Here is a 20,337-nt window from a genome sequence, read left to right as displayed (position 1 = left end):
TCAGGTCGGTTTCAGCGCGCCGCCACGCTGATCGAGCTCGTAGTCGGCGATCTGCTTGGCGCGATCGGAATGGGCCGCGGCCTGGTGATCGGTCGCGATCACCGTGTAGACCATCGGCAGCACGAACAGCGTGAACAGCGTGCCGATCGTCATGCCGGCCACGACCACAAGCCCGATCGAGAAGCGGCTGGCAGCGCCCGCGCCCGAGGCCGTGAGCAGCGGCAGCAGGCCGGTGACCATGGCCGCCGTCGTCATCAGGATCGGACGCAGGCGGATCCGGGCGGCCATCTCGATCGCCGCGCGGCGGTCCAGTCCCTCGTTGAGCTGCAACTCGTTGGCGAACTCCACCATCAGGATGCCGTGCTTGGTGATCAGTCCGACCAGCGTCAGCAGGCCCACCTGGGTGTAGATGTTCATGGTGGCGACGCCGAAGAACAACGGGATCAAGGCGCCGACGATCGCCATCGGCACGGAGATCATGATCACGAACGGATCGCGCAGACTCTCGAACTGCGCCGCCAGCACCAGGAAGATGATGATGATCGCGAACGCGAAGGTGACCAGCAGCTGGTTGCCTTCGTGGACGTATTGCCGGGAGTCGGCCAGGAAGTCGTAGCTGAAGCCGGACGGCAGCTTCTTGGCTTCACCCTGCAGGAACTCCACCGCCTGGCCCATCGAGACGCCGGGCATCGGCACGGCCTGGAAGGTCGACGAGTTGAGCTGGTTGTAGTGGGTCAGCGCATTCGGATCGACGCCGGTCTCGACCGAAACCACGGTCGACAGCCGCACCAGCTGCCCGGTCGCGGTGGGAACGTAGTAATCGTTGAATGCCTCGGGCGCGAGCCGGCTGGCGCGCGGCACCTGCGGGATCACCTGGTAGGAGCGTCCCTCCAGATTGAAGCGGTTGACATAGTTGCCGCCGAGCAGCGTCGCCAGGGCGCCACCGATCGATTGCATGGTGATGCCGAGGTCGCTCGCCTTGGAGCGATCGACCTTCACCCGGACCACCGGCTGGTTGAAGTCGAGGTCGCTGTCGGTGACGATGAACAGGCCGCTCTTGCGCGCTGCATCCTTCAGCTTGCTCATCTGGTCGAACACCTGCTGGAATCCGGCCGTCGAAGAGATCACCATCTGCACCGGCAGACCGCCGGGGCCGCCGGGCAGCGGCGGCAGGCTGAACGCGAACGCGCTGATGCCCTCGATCTTGGACAGCTCGGCCTGAACCAGCGGCTGCAGCGCCTGCGCGCTGCGCTTGCGCTCATCCCACGGCTTGAGCAGCATGCCGGCGAAGCCGCCCTGCGGACCGGTGATGCCGTTCAGGATGAACCGCAGGTCGGTCTCGGGAAACTTCTGGAACTCCTTGTCCATCTTGTCGCCGTAGAAATCGATGTAATCGATGTTGGCGTATTTCGGCGCCTTGGTCACCGCGAACACGATGCCCTGGTCCTCCTGCGGCGCCAGCTCCTTCTGGATGTGCATATAGAGGAAGCCGACCAGACCGAGGATGGTCACGGCGAACAGCGCCGTGATCGGGCGGTAGTCGAGCGAACGGTCGAGCTGACGGCCATAGGCGCGCGTCAACGCGCCGAACACGCGATTGACCAGCCTGGCGAAACGCCCCTCCTCCGCGCTCTTGAGGAACACCGAGCACATCATCGGCGACAGCGTCAGCGCGATCACGCCCGACACGATCACCGAGCCGGCCAGCGTGAAGGCGAATTCGCGGAACAGCGTGCCGGTCACGCCGCCGAGGAAGCCGATCGGCGCGTACACCGCCGCCAGCGTGATCGTCATGGAGACGACGGGGCCGACGATCTCGCGGGCCCCCTTTAGCGATGCCTGCACCGGTGGCAGGCCCTCCTCGAGATGTCGATGGATGTTCTCCACGACAACGATCGCGTCGTCGACCACGAGGCCGATCGCCAGCACCATCGCCAGCAGCGTCAGCAGGTTGAAGCTGAAGCCGGCGGCCAGCATCAGGATGCAGACGCCGATCAGCGACAGCGGGATGGTGACGACGGGAATGATCACCGACCGCAGCGAGGCCAGGAACAGGAAGATGACGACGACGACGATCAGGACCGCTTCGGTGAGCGTCTTCTCGACCTCATCGATCGACGATTGAATGAACTTGGTGGAATCGTAGGCCACCTTCATCTTCATCGACGGCGGCAGGTTGCGCTCGAGGTCGGGGAACAGCGCGCGCACGCCCTTCACCAGGGTCAGCGGGTTGCCCTGCGGCGTCGCCTTGATGCCGATGAAGATCGCATGCTCGCCGTTGAAGGCGACGCTAGCGTCGGTGCTTTGCGCCGCGAGCTCCACCGTCGCGATGTCCTCGATGCGCACAAAGCCGCCGTCCTTCGCCTTCACGATCATCCGCTTGAACTGATCGATGTTCTGAAGGTCGGTATTGGCCGAGACGTTGGAGACGATGAAGAAACCCTTGGTCTGGCCGGCGGCCGCCTGGAAGTTGTTGGCGGCGATCGCGGCGGCGACGTCGTTGGGCGACACGCCGCGTCCGGCCATGCGGGTCGGATCGAGCCAGACGCGCATCGCAAAGGTCTGGCCGCCGAGGATGTCGGCCGACGCGACGCCATCGACCGTCGAGAGCACCGGCTGCACGACGCGAGTCAGGTAGTCGGAGATCGACGATCCGGTCAGCTCCTCGCTGGAGAAGCCGAGATACATCACGGCGATGGTGTCACCCGTCGCCTTGGTCACGACGGGATCGAAGGCTTCCTTCGGGATCAGGTATTTGACCGAGTTGACCTTGGCGAGCACCTCGGTCAGCGCCTGGTTCGGATCGTGATTGAGCTTGACGTAGACCTGAATCGTCGAGGTGCCGAGCACCGAGTTCGACGTCATGTAGTCGACGCCTTCGGCCGACGCGACGGCCTGCTCGATCGGCGTGGTGATGAAGCCGTTGATCAGCTCGGGCGACGCACCGGGGTACGACGTGGTGATCGTCACGACGGTGTTCGAAAGATTCGGATATTGCCGGATTGGCAAAACCATCGCCGCGCGCAGGCCGATCAGCAGGATCAGCAGGCTGACGACGACCGACAGCACAGGGCGCTTGATGAAAATATCAGTGAAGGCCATCGCCAACTCGATTCGTGTTCTGCCGGCTTGCGGCAAGATGTGGCGGAGGGCCAATGGCCCTCCGAGTTCGATGAATGAAGATCAGTAGCGCGGCGGTTCGGCCGGAACCGGCGGCGGCGGATCGGTCGAGATCGCAACCGGCATGCCCGACTGCAGCTTGATCTGGCCGACGGCGACGACCTTGTCCCCCGCCTTCAGGCCCTTGAGGATCTCGACACGGCCCTCGACGCGGTTGCCCGTCTTCACGAAGGTGCGGTCCGCGGTCAGGGTGGTCTTGCCGTCGTCGCCCTTCTTCTCGGTGATCAGGAACACCGAGTCGCCGTACAGCGTGTAGTCGACGGCGGTTTCGGGAATCGTCACAACCGGCGGCTTCCCGGGCAGCACGATCGTGGTGGTCGCGAACATGCCGGGCTTGAGGATGCTGTCCGGATTCTGGATCGTGGCCTGAACCCGGATGTTGCGGGTGTCGGTCGCGATCTGCGGCTCGATGGTCGTGATCTTGCCCTCGAAGGTGCGGCCCGGATAGGCGTCGACCGAGACCCGCACGGCCTGGCCGACCTTGATCTGCGAGCTCTGCTTCTCGGTCACGGTCAGGTTGGCGTACAGCACCGACAGATCGGTCAGCGACACGATCTGGGTGCCGGCCGTCAGGTACTGGCCGACTTCGACCTGGCGCACGCCGAGATCGCCTTCGAACGGTGCGCGCACCAGCTTCTGCGAGATCAGCGCTTCAGTCTTGGCAATGCCCGCCTTGGCCTGGTCGTAAGCGGCCTGCGCGGTGTCGACGGTCGATTGCGGACCGAACTGGCGCGACGCGAGCTGCTTGGCGCGGTCGAGCTGCAGCTCGCCGACGGTCGCCTGCGCCTTGTAGTTGGCGAGGTCGCCCTGCTCCGGTGCGTCGAACAACTGCACCAGCGGCGTGCCGGCCTTTACGTGGCTGCCGGCCGTGAACAGGATCTCGGTGATGCGGCCCGGCACGTCGGTCGTGACGTTGACCTGGTGCACGGCGACGAGATCGCCGACGGCGGTCAGCAGGTTCGGAATCACTTCCGTCTTCGCCTCAACGGCAGACACGTTCGCCGGCGGCGGCTTATTGTTGGCAAAGAACTGCGCGATCATGTGGCTGCGGAAGGCATTGAAGCCGACCAGCGCACCGACGAGCAGGGCCAGCAACAGGCCTACGATGATGAACCAGCGCACCATGCGGACGGGACGCTTGGCTTGCTTCTCCTTGATCGGTTGCCCCGAGATGTGGCTTTCGGTCTGAATATTCATGTCATGCACTTTCTGCAGTTACCGACGGTCCTGCGATCGGCGACGGCTGGCGGCCCAAATGAGTTGAAATTGCGGCTTCGGTAAGTCCGATGCCGCGAAGGATGAATTGGCAAAGCTGGCGCTCGGCCGCGGCGGCATCGCCGTAGGGGAGGCATGGTGTCGCAGGGAGCTGTGTCAGCGCACCCATCAGCACTGTATGATGCGCAAACCAGAACAGGTTGAGCGGCTCGTCGCCGATCTTCGTGGCCTCGCCGGCGGCAATCGCCCGCTCGAGCGAGGCGGCGAAGGTCGGACCGATCAGCTTGCCGACCTTGTCGTAGAGCAGGCGCGCAAACTCGCCGTCGTCGAGATGGCTCGTCACCATCAGCCGCATCCGTTGCGCCTCTTCCTGGTCCGGCGCATCACGCAACTGCATGAAGTGACCGACCATGCCTTGCACCAGCTCGACCAGCGTCGCGGTCGAGGGCTCCTGCCCGAGCAGGTGCGCGAGATCGGGATCCGCCTCGCACTCCTCGGCAAGGATCTCGGCATAGAGCGCCGCCTTGGACGGGAAGTGCTTGAAAAGCAGCCCTTCCGAAATGGCAGCCGCGGCCGCCACGCTCTTTGTCGTGGTGCCGGCAAAGCCGTTGCGGGCGAAACAGCGCTTTGCGGCGCTCAGGATCAACTGACGCCGCAAGTCACTCGTCATGCGTAAGGTAGACATTTGGGTCGTGAGTAATCACTCACTTTACCAAAAGTCAAGGTTCTATTGCACCGCGAAAGCCACTTTAAATAGGAGTGTGGCCGATCGACCCTCTGATGCGGTTCACGAGGTAGGTGCCGTCGCGGCTGGACAGCACGCGCTCCAGATTGGCCCCGTCGATCTTGGCGCTGGCGAACCGCGGCCCCGCCGTAACATCTTGCAAAGACGAGGCAAAAGCCTCGACCTCAGCCATCGTGCTGATCGCCCGGCTATCACCGATTCCGCAGGCTTTGGCAACACCGACCAGGTCGGCGGGTCCGCCGGTGTGGCTGGCCTGGCCGCCGGTCTCGCCGTAAGCCTCATTGTCCAGCACGATGATCGAGAGATTTTTGGGCTGCTGCAGGCCGACGGTGGCAAGGCTCCCCATCCCCATCAGCATCTCGCCGTCGCCGGTGATCACGACGACCGGCAGCGTCGGCTGGGCCAGCGCGAGGCCGAGCCCGATCATCACGGCGCCGCCCATGCCGCCCCAGAGATAGAAGTTGCGGTCGTGGTCGCCGGCGGCGGCGATGTCATAGGTCGAAGCGCCGAGGCCGCCGACGGCAAAGGCGCCCTTGCGATCCCTGAGCAGTTCGGAAACGACGGCACGGCGGTCGAGGAGATTGGCTTTGCTCATTTGGTGAAGACCTTTGCCCCGATCAGGCGCTGCGACAGCAGGACGGCGGTTGGCGTGCAGGCGTTATAAGCCTGCGCTGCGCCGGCCTCGACGACTTCGCGGACCTCTTCAGGGTGCGAGGCGCGCAGCACCTTGATCTCGGACAATTCGAGAATCCCTTGCGTGTTCGAGCCCATCGGCACCTGCCAGGGATTGAACTCGCCCCATTCGCCGCGCATCGTCACCAGCGTGAGGAACGGCAAGCGGAAGATCTGCACCAGCGACAGCATGTTGATGCAATTGCCGACCCCGCTCGACTGCATCAGCAGCACGCCGCGCTGGCCGCCGGCCCAGGCGCCTGCGAGCAGCGCCACGCCCTCCTCCTCGGTCGTCAGCGCGATGCCGCGCATCGAGGACGACCCCAGCACCCGCTCGATCAGCTCTGAATGGCCGGCGTCCGGCACGTAGGGCACCTGACGCACCTCGAAGCGCTGCAATATCGAGAAGATCTCCTCGGGCCAGGAGGCCGCAGTGTCGGCACGGGCATGCACTGGCGTTTCCGGTCTTGTTGTTTGGTCGCGACTGTAGAGGGGCGCGCGCGCTTCATCAAAGCGCAAAACCGCATATGGCTCTGCGATTTGCTCGCACCACGCGACGTCCGCCGCGCGTTCCCGGCGCCGAGCAAATTGTGTTGCGCGGCCGCCGCCCGCGGCTTACGATAGTTGCAAATGAAACTATTTGGGTTGGATGCGCCATGAACGGACACACGCGCGAGCTGGCTGACGGCTTCGACCTGGAGAAGCTGACGCCGGAGTTCTACGCCGACCCCTACCCGACCTATCGCGCGTTGCGCGAGAACGCGCCGGTCAAGCGGCTGCCGAACGGCTGCTATTTTCTCACCCGCTACGACGACCTCATCGCCGCCTACAAGAACACCAAGGTATTCTCCTCCGACAAGAAGAAGGAGTTCTTGCCGAAATACGGCAACTCGCTGCTCTACGAGCATCACACGACCAGCCTCGTCTTCAACGATCCGCCGGCGCATACCCGCGTGCGGCGGCTGATCATGGGCGCATTGTCGCCGCGGGCGATCGCCGGCATGGAGCCTGACCTGATCGCGCTGGTCGACAGCCTGCTCGACCGGATCGAGACCCGCGACCGCTTCGAGCTGATCGGCGACTTCGCCTCGGCAATTCCGGTCGAGGTGATCGGCAATCTGCTCGACGTGCCGCACGACGAACGCGAGCCGCTGCGCGACTGGTCGCTGGCGATTCTGGGCGCGCTGGAGCCGGTGATCGGCAAGGACGCGTTCGACCGCGGCAACAACGCGGTGAAGGATTTTCTCGCTTATCTCGAAACGCTGGTTGAACGCCGCCGCAAGAAGCCTGGCAATCCCGAACGCGACGTGCTGACAAGGCTGATCCAGGGCGAGGATAATGGCGAGCGGCTGACCGCGAAGGAATTGCTGCACAATTGCATCTTCCTGCTCAACGCCGGCCATGAGACCACGACCAATCTGATCGGCAACGGGCTGGTGACGCTCACCCAAAATCCGGAGCAGAAGCAACGGCTGATCGCGCAACCCGAGCTGATCAAGACCGCGGTCGAGGAGATGCTGCGCTACGAAAGCTCGAACCAGCTCGGCAACCGCATGATCGTGGAAGAGACCGAGCTTGGCGGCATCAAGCTGCCGGCGGGCACGCTGGTCACGCTGTGCATCGGCGCTGCCAACCGCGACCCCGCGCAATTCCCCAATCCCGAAGGCTTCGACGTCGCGCGCACGCCGAACCGCCACCTCGCCTTCGGCACCGGCGCGCATCAGTGCGCCGGCATGGCGCTGGCGCGCCTCGAAGGCGCCATCGCGATCTCGCGGTTACTTGAACGCTTCCCGAACTACGCGCTCGATGGCGAGCCGGTGCGCGGCGGGCGGGTGCGCTTCCGCGGCTTCCTCAGCGTGCCCTGCAGCATCAGCGCATAAGACGACACATTGTCGCCTGCGAATTTGGCCGGCGACACACTTCCCTGTGGAGGAACCGATGCCCAAATCAACTGCAGGCACGATTTGATGTAATCTCTCGTGCGCTGCAGCGGGAGTGACGCATGATGAATGCATCGGTCACTGATTTCCTCGCAACCGAAGCGCAGTTCGGCACCTACAATTATGAGCCGATCGGGGTCGTGCTGTCCCGCGGCGAAGGCGTCTGGGTCTGGGATACCGATGGCAACCGCTATCTCGACTGTCTCTCCGCCTACTCGGCGGTGAGCCAGGGCCACTGCCATCCGAAGATCCTCACCGCGATGATCGAGCAGGCGCATCGGCTGACGCTGACCTCGCGCGCCTTCCACAACGATCAGCTCGCTCCCTTCTACCGCGAGCTCGCGGAACTGACCGGCTCGCACAAGGTGCTGCCGATGAACAGCGGCGCCGAGGCGGTGGAGAGCGCGATCAAGTCGGTGCGCAAATGGGCCTATGAAGTCAAGGGCGTGCCGGACGGGCAGGCCGAGATCATCGTCTGCGCCAATAATTTCCACGGACGCACGCTCGGCATCGTTGGCTTCTCGACCGACCCCGGTTCGCGCGACCATTTCGGCCCGTTCGCGCCGGGCTTCAAGATCATCCCGTTCGGCGATGCCGCCGCGCTTGAGCAGGCGATCACGCCGAACACCGCGGCCTTCCTGGTCGAGCCGATCCAGGGCGAAGCCGGCGTCGTGATTCCTCCGCCAGGCTATTTCGTCCGCGTGCGCGAGCTGTGCACCGCGCACAATGTGATGCTTGTGCTCGACGAGATTCAGACCGGGCTTGGCCGCACCGGCAAGCTGCTCGCCGAGCAGCACGAGGGGATCGAGGCCGACGTGACGCTGCTCGGCAAGGCGCTGTCGGGCGGCTTCTATCCGGTGTCGGCGGTGCTTTCCAACAACGCCGTACTCGGCACGTTGCGGCCGGGCCAGCACGGCTCGACCTTCGGCGGCAATCCGTTGGCCTGCGCGGTGGCGCGGGCGGCGCTGCGCGTGCTGATCGACGAGGGAATGATCGAGAACGCGTCCCAACAGGGCGCGCGCTTCCTCGCCGGGTTGCAGGACATCCGCGCCAACGTCATCCGCGAGGTGCGCGGGCGCGGGCTGATGCTGGCGATCGAGCTGCATCCGGAAGCCGGCGGTGCCCGCCGCTACTGTCTGGCGCTGCAGGCGCGCGGCATCCTCGCCAAGGACACCCATGAACACACCATCCGGATCGCTCCGCCGCTGGTGATCACGGGCGATCAGGTCGACTGGGCGACGGAGCGGATCGCGGCGACCCTCACGCAGGACGTCTCCTGACGGTTCCCCGCGCCGGAAGACCGTAACGCCGGCCGTAGCCACAACGAACGAATCCGACGTCAGTGCGTTAAAGCACTGCGGGCGACTGTTGAAAGGAGAGCTACGCTCATGCTTTCCCGTCGCGCTTTGTTTGTTGTCTTTTCGATTGGCAGCTCGATGCTCGTGGCGAACGGCGGCGCGTCCGCCCAGCCACACGGAAAGGGTCCACCGGCGGCAAGGCCGGCTGCACCGGCCGCAATGGCACGTCCCGCCCCGATGGTACACGCCGCCCCTCCCGCGATGGCCAGGCCGCCCGCAATGGCGAGACCGCCTGCAATGGCGCGGCCACCCGCGATGGCACGGCCGGCAGCACCCGCGTTCCACGCTCCGCAGCGACCGGCGATGGCGCCGCGCCCGGCACCGCATTTCGCTGCCCCGTCGGTACGCCAGGCCCCCCACATCGCCGCGCCGCGTGTCGCAACGCCACGCCCCGAATTCCGTCGAGGAGCGCCGCAGCGTCAGGCTCCGCATATCGCGGCGCCATCACGCCCGAGCCCACCGTCGCGCTTGAGCGAGCGGCCGTCGCCGACGGACCGCGTTCAACAGCGCGCGCAGCAACAGCAGCAAATGATCCAGCAACGCCAGCAGGCGGCGCAGCAGCGGCAGCGTGACACGCTCTCGCGCCAGACCACCGAGCGGCAGACCCGGATCGATCGCCTGCAGCAACGCGTGCAGCAATTGCAGTCGCAAAAGGTGCAAGGCGCACGCGCGCAACGCGTCCATGACCGTGCCCTGCAGGCGCAGAACCGCCTGTTGCAGCGCGAGCAGCGCGCGCAGCAGGCCGACGTTGCCCGCCAGCAGAGATTGGCGCCGGCCGCGACGGTTGGCGCCGCGGTCGCGACCACGGCCGCGACGCAAGCGGCTCAACGCGAGCGATTTGCCGCCCACTTCCGCGAGCAGGCAGGCGCGCAAGGCCAAGCAGGGCTTGCGGCGCGCCAAGGCGGCTGGGCACCCCGGCACGCCTGGCGACGCGGCAGCCGCGCGGCCTTCGTGGCGTGGCTTGGGCCCGTGTTCTGGCCCTACGCCTATTCGGACATCTTTGACTACACATTCTGGTCCTATGCCTACGAGCCCGGCTATTGGGCCTACGCCTATGACGACTTCGTCGACACCGTGTTCTGGGACACCAACACTCCCTACTCCGCCTATGCCAGCATCAGTCCTGGCGACTATCCGGCGACCGCGGGCCGCTATCGGTCCCGTCAACGCACCGACACGAGCCCGCAGGCAATCAAGCAGCTCTGCGGCGAACCGGACAAGGGCGTCACGGCCTGGCCGCTTGCCGACATCGCGCGGGCGGTACGGCCGGACCAGCAGCAGCGCGCGCTGCTCGACGAGTTGAAGACATCAGCGGCAAAGGCCGCCGATATCTTCAAGGACTCCTGCACGGACAGCTATGCCATGACGCCAACCGGCCGCCTGCGGTCGATGCAAAACCGCATCAGCGCGACGCTCGAGGCGATCAAGATCGTGCGACCTGCGCTGGAGAATTTCTACAGTTCGCTCAGCGACGAGCAGCAGGCCCGCTTCAATGCGCTCGGTCCACGTGTCGGCGAGCGTTCGGCGCAACAGCAGGAGGCGACCGCGCAAACCGGCAATTGCGGCGATTCGAAATCCGACCTGGCCCAGCTGCCGATCAACCGGATCGCGGCCTCGCTTCATCCGGCGGGCAAGCAGAAGGAGGCGCTCGACCGCCTGAGCGATGCGACCACAAAAGCCATCGCGGACCTGCAGGCGGCCTGTCCGAACGACGTGCCGCTGACGCCGGTCGGCCGGCTGGAGGCGATGCAGCACCGGCTCGAGGCCATGCAGAAAGCCGCGAACCTGATCGAGCCTGCACTGGACGAGTTCTATACGATGCTGAGCAGCGAGCAGAAAGCCCGCTTCAACACGTTGCAGCAGGTCGCAAGCCCCTGAGACGGCCGCCGGGCGATCCGGATCGCCGGGTGCGCCATAGGATGCCCTGTCCCCCATCTTGCCTTTGCGGCCGGCGCGCAGCAATGTCTGTCACCGGCATCCCGATGCGATGCCGAATGACGGGGCGGGAATGACGCGCGGCTGGATGAACACTGGCGAGCTACGCGAGCGCTGGGGCGATTCCTTATTGACGGTGCTCACTATCCTGCTCGTGGTCATGATTTTCGTGGTGGCGCCGTTGCAGGCGTTGGGCCTGTTCGAATTCCAGATTTTTGAACTCCTGCTCGCGCTGGTCCTGGTCGGCGGCGTGTTCCTGATGTCAGGCAGCGCGGTGGCGGTCGTCACGATGCTGGTCGCGCTCGTCATGATCGTCACGGGCGGAATCCTGAGACTACGCTCACCTTCAATCGTCGATCTCAACCTGTTCGCCGGATCCTGGCTGCTCGTCGGCCTCACCATGGCCGTGACGGTGGCGCGTGCGACGTTTGCGCCAGGCCGCGTCACCTATCACCGCGTGATCGGCGCGGTTCTGCTCTATCTCACGGTCGCCGTGATCTTCGCGGCGCTCTACACCTTTGTCGGCACGCTGAGGCCCGACGCATTTCCCGGCATGAAGGTGGAAGACAGCCCGACCCTGGCGAGTCGCGTACTCTATTTCAGCTTCGCCACGCTCACGACGACAGGTTATGGCGACGTCGCTCCGCTGCATCCGATCGCGCGGAGTCTGTGCAATCTCGAGGCGATCTTCGGCCAGCTCTATCCGGCAACGCTGCTGGCGCGGCTCGTCACACTGGAGATCGAGCACCGCAACGAGGAGTCCTGATGAGGCGCGAAGCGGGCATGCAGCGCGATGCCCACCTGACGGCGTCCTAGACCACCGTCCGGTGCCGCTCGATGCAGGTTCGCAGCACCTCGTCCACCGGACGGCCCCACCAGTCATTCGAAAAGATCTCGATCTCCGAATAGCCGGCAAAGCCCTGCGCCTCGACGGCGGCGCGCACCGATCTGATGTCGATGACGCCGTCGCCCATCATGCCGCGGTCGTTGAGGATGTCCCTGGTCGGCACCAGCCAGTCGCAGACGTGGAACGCGAGCAGGCGATCCTGGCCGGCGCGCGCGATCTGGCTCACCAGCTCCGGATCCCACCAGATGTGATAGACGTCGAGCGCGACGCCGATTGCGCCGGTTCTGTCGGGATCGAGTGCGTCGCAGATATCGAGCGCATGCTTTGTGGTGTTCACGCAGGCGCGGTCGGCGGCATAGGCCGGATGCAGCGGCTCGATCGCGAGCGGCAGCTTGGCCTGCTTAGCGTAATCCAGCATTTCGGCGATGCCGTCGTGCACCTGCGATCGTGCCAATGCGATATCCTTGGACGCCGCGCTGCCCGGCCGGGAATATTGCGGCAGGCCGCCGACCACCAGCACGATGCAGGAGGCGCCGAGTGCCGCCGCCTCGTCGACCGCGCGGCGGTTGTCGTCGCGCGCCTCGCTGCGATGCGCGCCATCGGCCGTGAACATGCCGCCGCGGCAATAGCCCGACAGATCGAGCCCGGCATCCCTGACCGCACGGACGGCGCGATCGAGCCCGACGGCTGCGACCTGGTCGCGCCAGGGATCGATGGCGCGGATGCCATGGCGCGCGCAGGCCTCGACGATGGCGAGGAGATCGCCCTGCTTGCGAACGGTCGCCGTATTCAGCGACAGCCAGCGGTGGTCATTGGAGAAATCGCGCATCAGGCGTCGATGCCCCGGGTGGCCAGGATCGTCGCCATCCGGCGCGTCGCGAACTCCGGATTGGCGAGCAGCCCGGCCTTGTCGGCGAGCCGGAACAATTCGGCAAGATGCAAGGTCGAGCGCGCGCTCTCCTGCCCGCCGACCATGGTGAAGTGATCCTGGTGCCCGTTGAGATAGGCCATGAACACGATGCCGGTCTTGTAGAAGCGCGTCGGCGCCTTGAAGATGTGGCGCGACAACGGCACCGTCGGTCCCAGCACATCGTGGAAGCCGGCCTCGTCACCCGCGGCGAGCCGCGACAGCGCGTAGGACGCCGCCGGCGCGATGGCATCGAAAATGCCGAGCAGCGCGTGGGAAAAGCCCTTGTCGTCGCCGGCGATCAGTTCGGCATAGTTGAAGTCGTCGCCGGTATACATCTTCACGCGCGGATCGAGCCGGCGCCGCATGTCGATCTCACGCTGCTTGTCGAGCAGCGAGACCTTGACGCCATCGACCTTGGCCGCGTTGGCGTTGATGATCGCAGCCGCCGTATCCATCGCCCTGTCGAGATCGGCCGTACCCCAGTAGCCTGATAGCGCCGGATCGAACATGTCGCCGAGCCAATGGATGATCACGGGCTCACGCACCTGCGACAGCACACGGTCGTAGACCCTGGCGTAATCCTCCGCGCCCTTGCCGAGCTTTGCCAAAGCGCGCGAGGCCATCAGGATGATGCGCCCCCCTGCCTTCTCGACTGCCGCGATCTGCTCCTCATAGGCACGGATCACGTCGTCGATCGACCTGGCGTCCTCGACCGCGAGATGGTCGGTGCCGGCGCCGGAAAACACCAGCGCATTGCCTTTGGTCTTCGCCGCCCTCACTGAGCGCTGGATCAGTTCGAGCGAGGTCGCCCAGTCCAGCCCCATGCCGCGCTGCGCGGTGTCCATGGCTTCGGCGACGCCGAGGCCGAGGTCCCAGACGTGCTCACGGAACGCGATCGTCCTGTCCCAGTCGATCGCGGCCGTCAGCCAAGGATCGACGTCGGCGCGCGGATCGGCAACCACATGCGCTGCCGAGAACGCGACGCGATTGAGCGTGCCCTCGAGCTTCGCTGGAAAGGTCCGCGACGCCGCGAGGCGATAGGTCTCGAGGCCGCCCCCGGCGGTCGGCAGCTTCAGCGACAGCGATGACTTTGTCATGGCAGGCTTGGGCAGGACTGGCTTGTTCATGGCAAGGTCCCTTCTCAGACTGATATCGGTGCGACGTCGATCCAGCGCCGCTCCTTCCAGCTCTTCAGCGCGCATTCGGCGAGCTGCACACCCTTGGCGCCTTCGAGCAGGGTGTATTTGTAGGGCGCATCCTCGCAGACATGGCGGATGAACATCTCCCACTGTTCCTTGAAGCCGTTGTCGTACACGACGTTCTCAGGCAGCTTCTGCCAGTCGGCATAAAAATCGTGCATCCGCTTCTCGTCCGGATTCCATACCGGCCGCGGTGTCGCCTGACGCGCCTGGATCACGCAGTCGGTGAGGCCCGCGACCGCTGAACCGTGGGTGCCGTCGACCTGGAAGGTGACGAGATCGTCGCGGTAGACGCGCGTCACCCAGCTCATGTTGATGTGTGCAATGACGCCGCCCTTGAGGCGAAAGGTGACGTAGGCGGAATCATCGGCAGTCGCCTGGTATTTCTTGCCCTTCTCGTCATAGCGCTCGGGGATGTCAGTCGTGCCAAGGCAGGTCACGCTCTCGACCTCGCCGAACAGATTGTCGAGCACATAGCGCCAGTGGCAGACCATGTCGAGGATGATGCCGCCGCCATCCTCGGCCCGGTAATTCCACGACGGCCGCTGCGCTTCCTGCCAGCCGCCCTCGAAAACCCAATAGCCGAACTCGCCGCGCACCGAGAGCATGCGGCCGAAGAAACCGGAGTCGCGCAGGAAAGCGAGCTTCTTCAGGCCCGGCAGGAACAGCTTGTCCTGCACGGTGCCGTGCTTGAGGCCCTTGGCATTGGCGAGCTTCACGACCGCAACGGCCTCCTCGAGATTGGTCGCGATCGGCTTCTCGCAATAGACATGCTTGCCGGCATTGATCGCCTTGGTCAGCAGTGAGGGCCGCGCCTGCGTGGTGGCGGCGTCGAAGAACACGGTGTCGCCCTTGTCCGCGAGCGCACGATCGAGATCGGTGGCGTGGCGTTCGATGTTGTAGCGTTTTGCCAGCGCGCCGACCTTCTCGGCGTCGCGGCCGACCAGGATCGGATCGGGCAAGACGCGGTCGCCGTTCGCGAGCTGCACACCGCCCTGCTCGCGGATCGCGACGATCGAGCGGATCAGATGCTGGTTGAGCCCCATCCGGCCGGTGACGCCGTTCATGATCAGGCCGAGGCGTTTGGTCGTCATACTGTCTGCTCCTGCGAAACGCGTGGTGTTGGCCGCTTGAGCGGCTGCATGGTGGACCAGTCCGGATGGACCGAACTGGCAAAGCCCAGCGCGGCGGCGATCGATCCGGTCAGCAGATCGCCGTCATGGATCGCGAGGCGGACCTTGCCGCCCGCGCGCGTGTAGAGATCGGGATGCGCGGTGAGGAAGGCGTCGGCCTCGTCAGCCGGCGTGTCGGCAAAGCCATCGACATAATGGTGTCCGTTGCGCTCGGCATGGGTGACGCCGATCAGCGCCCCGAGCGCGAGGTCCTGCTGCACGCCGAGCCCGGCCTGGCACGTCAGGTCCTCGCCGCTGACGAAATACTGTCCGGCACCTGCGCTCCACGCCGCCGCGCGGGTGGCGTTGATGATCGACTTGTAGATACCCTTGCACGATTTCGAGGAGATGCCGCGATAGCCGAGCGCGCGCGCCTGCGAGAATGCATCATAGGAATCGTCGGCCTCGTCGATGATGAAGCCGTGCGCCGCCAGCTTCCCGAGCGGCGAGGCTCTTGTGATATCGCGCGGCATCGGCTGCTCGATATAGAGCAGGTTTGCCCTGATCGGCTGCAGCGCGGCGTCATGGTCGAGCCGGTCGACCAGCGCGCTCAGCGCGGCAAGGTCGGCATATTGCTCGTTGGCGTCGAGCGTGATCCTGGTTGCGTAAGGCAGCTTTGCGAGCTCGCTGCCGATCCGCGCCAGCCGCGCCGCGTCATGCGCGGGATCGCCGTTCAGCTTGAGCTTGAAATAGCGCGCACCGGCGTTCTCGTTGCGGTCGGCGACGCCGCCCTCGCCTTCAACCTTGTCGTCCATCCCGACCGTGTGCCTGACAGCGACACGCTCGAGCCGTTTGCGCGTCGACAGGAACCGCGCGATCGCGGCGTCGTCGAGATCCGGCGTCAGCCGCGCATCGATGCCGGCGATATTGCCGGCCATGCCGTCGAAGAAGTTCGCGCCCGCCGCGCGCAGCAGCGCATCCAGGATCGCCTTGTCGATCTCGGCCAGGCCGAAGCTAGCGGCGAGCGGCGGAATGTCTTCCGCAGTGCAGGCCGCGACCTGCGGACCGATACACGCGGCGTGCAAGCCGAACGCGGTGTCAAAGCCCCTGTTCGTCAGATAGGGCTCGCGCGCAACTGCAAGCGAGCGGCGAAGTCCGTCGAGCGACTGTGCTTCCGTCAGATGCGGCCGCTTGTCGAACCATTTCGGCGCCAGCATCTCGGCACCGGCGCCGGTCGCGCGGCCCTTGCCCTCCACCTCGATCTCGACCCGCACGAACAACTGCGTCGATGCGGTGATCGTCACCGCGCCGAAGCGGAACGGCCGGGCGAATACCAGCGGCCGTTCGAAGAACGCGATATCGTTGACTTTGAGGCGAAGCGGCATTGAAGGCTCGGGTGTTAGTCCAGCGACCCCTGTGTGAAGAAATGCTTCCGGATCCGCTGCACCAGTTCGTTGAAGACGGGATCGGACATCGTCTCGAGCGAGCGCGGCCGCGGCATCGGCACGTCGTAGATCGCGGCGATCGCGCCGGGCCGCTCGGTCATCACGAGCACGCGGTCGGCGAGGAACACGGCCTCGGGAATCGAGTGCGTGATCAGCAGCACGGTTTTGCCGGTCTCGCGCTGGATCCGCATCAATTCGACGTTCATCCGCTCGCGCGTCATGGCGTCGAGCGCGCCGAACGGCTCGTCCATCAGCATGATCTTGGGGTCGTGCACCAGCGCGCGGCAGATCGAGGCGCGCTGCTGCATGCCGCCGGACAGCTGCCAGGGCAGCTTCTTCTCAAAACCTTCGAGGCCGACCAGCTTCAGCAGGTCCTTGGCGCGCGCAAGATACTTGTCCCGCGGCAGCTGCTTCATGTCGATCGGCAGCATCACGTTGGAGAGGATGTTGCGCCACGGCAACAGCAGCGCGTTCTGGAACACGATGCCGACATTGCCGTGCGGCCTGGTCACCGGCTCGCCGTCGACCAGCACTTCGCCCGTCGTCGGCGGCAGCAGGCCCGAGATCATCTTGAGCAGCGTGGACTTGCCGCAGCCGGAGGGCCCGACCACGACGAAGAACTCGCCGTCATTGATGGTGAAGTCGAGCGGCCGCAGCGACGGCACATCGCCGTCGCGCGAGCGGTAGGTCTTCGACACGCCGGAGAGTTTGATGCCTGGCGTGGCGCCGGCTGCGCGGTCCGACACCAGGCGCAGATGCGCGGCGGGCTCGACATCGGCTGATTTGGTTGCAGGATTCATCACAGCCCTCTCCACCCGTCGTCCCTGCGAAAGCAGGGACCCATACGCCGTGTCCTCTCATTTTGGCACGCGGGTAGAGACCTTCCGTAACAATCAAGGTCGGTGGTTATGGGTCGCTGCTCCGTGCGCAACAGCGCACTCGGCAGGGACGACAGCGGGAGTTTACGGCTCACGAGTCACCCTTCGGCAGATAATCATTGGTATAGAACGCCTTCGGATTGGCCCTGGCCTTGGCGTCGAGGCCGCCATACTCGACCATCAGATTGACCGACTCGGTCATGTTCTGGTCGGTCACCTGGAACGGCCGCTTGGTCCTGGTCTCCGCCGTGCGATAGAGCGGGATCGTCAGCTCGAAGCCTTGCGTCAACGTGTCGATCTTGCCGCCCTTCGGGTTGGCGTCGAGGATCGACTGCGCGGCGGCCTTCGGGTCCTTCTCCGCGGCTTCCACGGCCTTGGTGGTCGCCGACATGAAGCGGCGGACCAGGTCGGCATTGGCCTTCACATAGTCGGAGTTCGCGATGATACCCGACGACACCATGTTGATGCCGTAGTCGGCGAACTTGATCGGATAGACGTCCTTGCCGGTGGCGTCCTTGATCTTCATCGACTGGTCCATGACGTAGCCGAGCAGCAGGTCGGCCTGGCCGTTGATCACGGCGTTGAGCTTGGTCTGGCCGTCGCCGGCGACGGTGTTGAAATCGCTTTCCTTGAGCCCGGTCTTCTTCAGGAACAGCGGCCAGATCTGCGTCATCGAATCCGCCGGCGTGATCGCGACCGTCTTGCCTTTGATGTCCTCCGGCTTCCTGATGTTCTTGTCGGCAAGGCTCATCGCCGACATCGGGCTGGTCTGCAGCAGCACGCCGGTGGCGATCACGGGCGCGCCCTTCACCGCGGCGCGCATCATGGTGGGCACGTCGACATAGCCGAAATCGGCGGTCTTGGCGGCCACCGCCTGCGTGGTCGCGGCCGAGCCACGGCCTTCCTGGATCTCGAGGTCGATGCCTTCGGCAGCATAGATGCCCTTGGCCTTGCCGTAATAGAACGGCGCGTGCTCGCCATAGACGTACCAGTTCAGCATCAGCACGACCTTGTCGGCTGCGGATGCTGGAGCCACCGCAAGCGCGGTCCAGGCCAGCGCGGCGCCGGCGACCGCAATCAAACGCTTCATGGTTGTTCTCCCTTTGTTGTCCGCGGTCCTTGTGTGGACCGCTTGTCCGGTTGCTGCGCTATGAAGCGAAGATGATGTCGTCGCGCTGGCTGACGTGCCAGGGGATCACCAGCCGCTCGATGCGGTCGACGATCCAGAACAGGATGACACCGAGCAGCGCGAGGATCACCAGCGCGGCGAACATCGTCGGCAGGTCGAAGGTGCCGATCGAGCGCTGCATCACATAGCCGATGCCGGAATTGGAGCCGACGAACTCTCCGACGACGGCGCCGACCACAGCGAGCGTCACCGAGACCTTCAGGCCGGAAAAGATCGCGGGCATCGCGTGCGGCAGGTTGACCGCGCGGAACACCTGGAAGCGGCTGCCCTGCATCGCGCGCGCCAGATCGACCATATCAGGGTCGACCGACTTGAAGCCCTGCACCGCCGAGACCACCACGGGGAAGAAGCCGAGCAGGAACGCGGAGATCACCTTGGGAATGATGCCGAAGCCGAACCACACCACGAACAGCGGCGCGATCGCGATCTTCGGCACCGATTGGGAGAACACCAGCAGCGGATAAACGTAGCTCTCGACCGTCTTCGAGCCCGCGATCAGCATCGCGACCGGAATGCCGAACAGCGCCGAGAGCAGGAAGCCGCAGATCGTTGCATAGGTGGTCGGCCAGGATTGCCGCAACAACTCCGGCCAGTCGCTCCAGAGCACCGCGACGACGTCGCCGGGCGACGGAATTTGATAGGCCGGGATGTGGAACAGGCGGATCGCGAGGTCCCAGGCCGCCACAATGACGACCAGAAACAGGAACGGGCGCAGCCACGCCGCGTTCAGCACCTTCGACAGGCCCGAAGGGCTCTTTGCCTCCGCCACGTCACGCTCCCCTTGCAGTCTCTCTGTTCGTTCAGAAATTAACCCGTTGGATAAATACTGTCCAGCCCCAAGCGCGCGGCAAAATCGCACCGAAAAGTGCCCTGATTTCGTCAGGTGAAAATTTTGAAGTTGCGTAGCCCGGATGAAGCGCAGCGAAATCCGGGACCGGCCTGTCCACGGATAAAGACGCCCCGGATTGCGCTTCGCTCCATCCGGGCTACACGCCAGAATGATGGGCAATGAGCGCGGACAAGCCGCGCCGCCTCACACCACGCGGTGTTCCATCGACTTCAGCGCCGGCATCGCTCCGCCGAACGCCGCCGTGGATTTGCCGGTCAGCGCCGCCAGCACCAGCGCGGTCATGTGCTCGAGGCGCTCGTCGCGGGCGTCCTTCTTCAAGAGGTCGCGACCGAAGATCACGCTCAGCGTGGCGCTGTTGGAGAGATAGAAGAACGCGAGCCCGGCGATCGAGATGTAGAGCTGCACCGGATCGACGGCGACGCGGAAATCGCCGCTCTCGACCCCGCGCGTCACCACGGTGCGGATCATCTCGACAAAGGGCGAGTGCATCGACTTGACCTTGGTTGATCGCTTCAGGTGTTTTGCCTTGGCGAGGTTTTCCGTGTTCAGCAGCGCCAGGAACTCGGGATTGCGCAGAAAATAGTTCCACGTGAAATCGATCAGGCGCCCGATCGCCTCGGGCGGATCGAGATGCTCGAGATCGAGGGTGCGCTCCTCGGCGCGGATCTTCTCATAGGCGCCTTCCAGCACCTCGAGATAGAGATCCTCCTTGTTGCCGACGTGATAGTACAGCATGCGCTTGTTGGCGTCGGCGTTGGCCGCGATGCGGTCGACCCGCGCCCCGGCGAGGCCATGGGCGGCGAATTCCTGCTTGGCGGCCTCGAGAATGCGCAGCCGCATCCCCTGGGGGTCGCGCTGCCAT

18 protein-coding genes are annotated in these 20,337 nt (G+C 64.9%); 4 read left to right on the top strand and 14 right to left on the bottom strand.

All coding sequences use genetic code 11. From position 1 onward, the window contains the following. From ACE10X_RS14465 to ACE10X_RS14445, 5 genes are all read right to left on the bottom strand, one after another. On the bottom strand, positions 1–3,102 hold the full coding sequence (locus ACE10X_RS14465; protein WP_038383847.1) for a multidrug efflux RND transporter permease subunit: 3,102 nt from the start codon (positions 3,100–3,102) through the stop codon (positions 1–3). 81 nt (positions 3,103–3,183) lie between these two features. Then, positions 3,184–4,377: an efflux RND transporter periplasmic adaptor subunit gene (locus tag ACE10X_RS14460; protein WP_038383848.1), complete on the bottom strand. Its 1,194-nt coding sequence runs from the start codon at positions 4,375–4,377 to the stop codon at positions 3,184–3,186. 1 nt (position 4,378) lies between these two features. Further along, positions 4,379–5,080, bottom strand: a complete 702-nt coding sequence (locus ACE10X_RS14455) for a TetR/AcrR family transcriptional regulator (RefSeq protein WP_026192475.1) — start codon at positions 5,078–5,080, stop codon at positions 4,379–4,381. A 64-nt stretch (positions 5,081–5,144) separates the two neighbouring features. Then, positions 5,145–5,735: a thiamine pyrophosphate-dependent enzyme gene (locus ACE10X_RS14450; protein WP_304499255.1), complete on the bottom strand. Its 591-nt coding sequence runs from the start codon at positions 5,733–5,735 to the stop codon at positions 5,145–5,147. After that, on the bottom strand, positions 5,732–6,265 hold the full coding sequence (locus ACE10X_RS14445; RefSeq protein ID WP_038383853.1) for a thiamine pyrophosphate-binding protein: 534 nt from the start codon (positions 6,263–6,265) through the stop codon (positions 5,732–5,734). The genes ACE10X_RS14450 and ACE10X_RS14445 overlap by 4 nt, the downstream gene beginning before the upstream one ends. A 203-nt stretch (positions 6,266–6,468) precedes the next feature. Here ACE10X_RS14445 and ACE10X_RS14440 point away from each other — a divergent pair, with 203 nt between their 5' ends. Both ACE10X_RS14440 and rocD read left to right on the top strand, forming a co-directional pair. Next, complete coding sequence (locus ACE10X_RS14440) at positions 6,469–7,692, top strand: cytochrome P450 (protein WP_038383854.1); 1,224 nt, start codon at positions 6,469–6,471, stop codon at positions 7,690–7,692. Positions 7,693–7,817: 125 nt separating this feature from the next. Next, positions 7,818–9,032 carry an ornithine--oxo-acid transaminase gene (gene rocD / locus ACE10X_RS14435; protein ID WP_038383875.1) on the top strand — a complete coding sequence of 405 codons (1,215 nt, stop codon included), beginning with the start codon at positions 7,818–7,820 and terminating at the stop codon, positions 9,030–9,032. A 522-nt stretch (positions 9,033–9,554) separates the two neighbouring features. Here the strand turns inward: rocD and ACE10X_RS14430 are convergent. Continuing rightward, entirely contained in the window at positions 9,555–9,989 is a 435-nt protein-coding gene (locus tag ACE10X_RS14430) for a hypothetical protein (RefSeq protein ID WP_375764276.1), read from the bottom strand. Between the two features lie 72 nt (positions 9,990–10,061). Between ACE10X_RS14430 and ACE10X_RS14425 the strand changes: the two genes are divergently transcribed. Beyond that, complete coding sequence (locus ACE10X_RS14425) at positions 10,062–10,988, top strand: Spy/CpxP family protein refolding chaperone (RefSeq protein WP_375764275.1); 927 nt, start codon at positions 10,062–10,064, stop codon at positions 10,986–10,988. Between the two features lie 130 nt (positions 10,989–11,118). Further along, positions 11,119–11,811 (top strand): potassium channel family protein, encoded by a 693-nt coding sequence (locus ACE10X_RS14420; RefSeq protein WP_038383876.1) that lies wholly within the window; start codon positions 11,119–11,121, stop codon positions 11,809–11,811. A 46-nt stretch (positions 11,812–11,857) separates the two neighbouring features. Here ACE10X_RS14420 and ACE10X_RS14415 read toward each other — a convergent pair whose 3' ends face one another. The 8 genes from ACE10X_RS14415 to ACE10X_RS14380 all read right to left on the bottom strand — a co-directional run bounded on the left by ACE10X_RS14415 (position 11,858) and on the right by ACE10X_RS14380 (position 20,315). Further along, on the bottom strand, positions 11,858–12,721 hold the full coding sequence (locus ACE10X_RS14415) for a sugar phosphate isomerase/epimerase (RefSeq protein ID WP_038383856.1): 864 nt from the start codon (positions 12,719–12,721) through the stop codon (positions 11,858–11,860). Beyond that, the gene (locus ACE10X_RS14410) at positions 12,721–13,929 is read right to left on the bottom strand and encodes a dihydrodipicolinate synthase family protein (RefSeq protein WP_038383857.1); all 1,209 of its coding nucleotides are present in this window, start codon (positions 13,927–13,929) and stop codon (positions 12,721–12,723) included. The genes ACE10X_RS14415 and ACE10X_RS14410 overlap by 1 nt, the downstream gene beginning before the upstream one ends. Positions 13,930–13,943: 14 nt before the next feature. Beyond that, the gene (locus tag ACE10X_RS14405; protein ID WP_038383858.1) at positions 13,944–15,095 is read right to left on the bottom strand and encodes a Gfo/Idh/MocA family protein; all 1,152 of its coding nucleotides are present in this window, start codon (positions 15,093–15,095) and stop codon (positions 13,944–13,946) included. Further along, on the bottom strand, positions 15,092–16,498 hold the full coding sequence (locus tag ACE10X_RS14400) for a hypothetical protein (RefSeq protein WP_038383859.1): 1,407 nt from the start codon (positions 16,496–16,498) through the stop codon (positions 15,092–15,094). Before ACE10X_RS14400 ends, ACE10X_RS14405 begins: the two co-directional genes overlap by 4 nt. 14 nt (positions 16,499–16,512) lie before the next feature. Next, on the bottom strand, positions 16,513–17,358 hold the full coding sequence (locus ACE10X_RS14395; RefSeq protein ID WP_038383860.1) for an ABC transporter ATP-binding protein: 846 nt from the start codon (positions 17,356–17,358) through the stop codon (positions 16,513–16,515). A 169-nt stretch (positions 17,359–17,527) separates the two neighbouring features. Beyond that, a complete protein-coding gene (locus tag ACE10X_RS14390) occupies positions 17,528–18,526 on the bottom strand; it encodes an ABC transporter substrate-binding protein (protein WP_038383861.1) in 999 nt (332 codons plus the stop codon). Positions 18,527–18,584: 58 nt separating this feature from the next. Next, positions 18,585–19,394 carry an ABC transporter permease gene (locus ACE10X_RS14385; RefSeq protein ID WP_038383862.1) on the bottom strand — a complete coding sequence of 270 codons (810 nt, stop codon included), beginning with the start codon at positions 19,392–19,394 and terminating at the stop codon, positions 18,585–18,587. 264 nt (positions 19,395–19,658) lie between these two features. Further along, complete coding sequence (locus ACE10X_RS14380; RefSeq protein ID WP_038383863.1) at positions 19,659–20,315, bottom strand: TetR/AcrR family transcriptional regulator; 657 nt, start codon at positions 20,313–20,315, stop codon at positions 19,659–19,661. Between the last annotated feature and the right edge of the window lie 22 nt (positions 20,316–20,337).

Origin of the sequence: Bradyrhizobium sp. Pha-3 (genome assembly GCF_042258325.1) — a bacterium.
In the GTDB taxonomy this organism is placed as follows: domain Bacteria; phylum Pseudomonadota; class Alphaproteobacteria; order Rhizobiales; family Xanthobacteraceae; genus Bradyrhizobium; species Bradyrhizobium elkanii.
Note: the sequence above shows the minus strand (reverse complement) of the source record. Positions and strands in the feature narration are given on the sequence as shown.

Bases quoted from the DNA above. Each gene is read 5' to 3' on its own strand.
- ACE10X_RS14465 (WP_038383847.1), bottom strand. From the start codon at position 3,102: ATGGCCTTCACTGATATTTTCATCAAGCGCCCTGTGCTGTCGGTCGTC.
- ACE10X_RS14460 (WP_038383848.1), bottom strand. From the start codon at position 4,377: ATGAATATTCAGACCGAAAGCCACATCTCGGGGCAACCGATCAAGGAG.
- ACE10X_RS14455 (WP_026192475.1), bottom strand. From the start codon at position 5,080: ATGTCTACCTTACGCATGACGAGTGACTTGCGGCGTCAGTTGATCCTG.
- ACE10X_RS14450 (WP_304499255.1), bottom strand. From the start codon at position 5,735: ATGAGCAAAGCCAATCTCCTCGACCGCCGTGCCGTCGTTTCCGAACTG.
- ACE10X_RS14440 (WP_038383854.1), top strand. From the start codon at position 6,469: ATGAACGGACACACGCGCGAGCTGGCTGACGGCTTCGACCTGGAGAAG.
- rocD (WP_038383875.1), top strand. From the start codon at position 7,818: ATGAATGCATCGGTCACTGATTTCCTCGCAACCGAAGCGCAGTTCGGC.
- ACE10X_RS14420 (WP_038383876.1), top strand. From the start codon at position 11,119: ATGACGCGCGGCTGGATGAACACTGGCGAGCTACGCGAGCGCTGGGGC.
- ACE10X_RS14415 (WP_038383856.1), bottom strand. From the start codon at position 12,721: ATGCGCGATTTCTCCAATGACCACCGCTGGCTGTCGCTGAATACGGCG.
- ACE10X_RS14410 (WP_038383857.1), bottom strand. From the start codon at position 13,929: ATGAACAAGCCAGTCCTGCCCAAGCCTGCCATGACAAAGTCATCGCTG.
- ACE10X_RS14405 (WP_038383858.1), bottom strand. From the start codon at position 15,095: ATGACGACCAAACGCCTCGGCCTGATCATGAACGGCGTCACCGGCCGG.
- ACE10X_RS14400 (WP_038383859.1), bottom strand. From the start codon at position 16,498: ATGCCGCTTCGCCTCAAAGTCAACGATATCGCGTTCTTCGAACGGCCG.
- ACE10X_RS14395 (WP_038383860.1), bottom strand. From the start codon at position 17,358: ATGAATCCTGCAACCAAATCAGCCGATGTCGAGCCCGCCGCGCATCTG.
- ACE10X_RS14390 (WP_038383861.1), bottom strand. From the start codon at position 18,526: ATGAAGCGTTTGATTGCGGTCGCCGGCGCCGCGCTGGCCTGGACCGCG.
- ACE10X_RS14380 (WP_038383863.1), bottom strand. From the start codon at position 20,315: ATGCGGCTGCGCATTCTCGAGGCCGCCAAGCAGGAATTCGCCGCCCAT.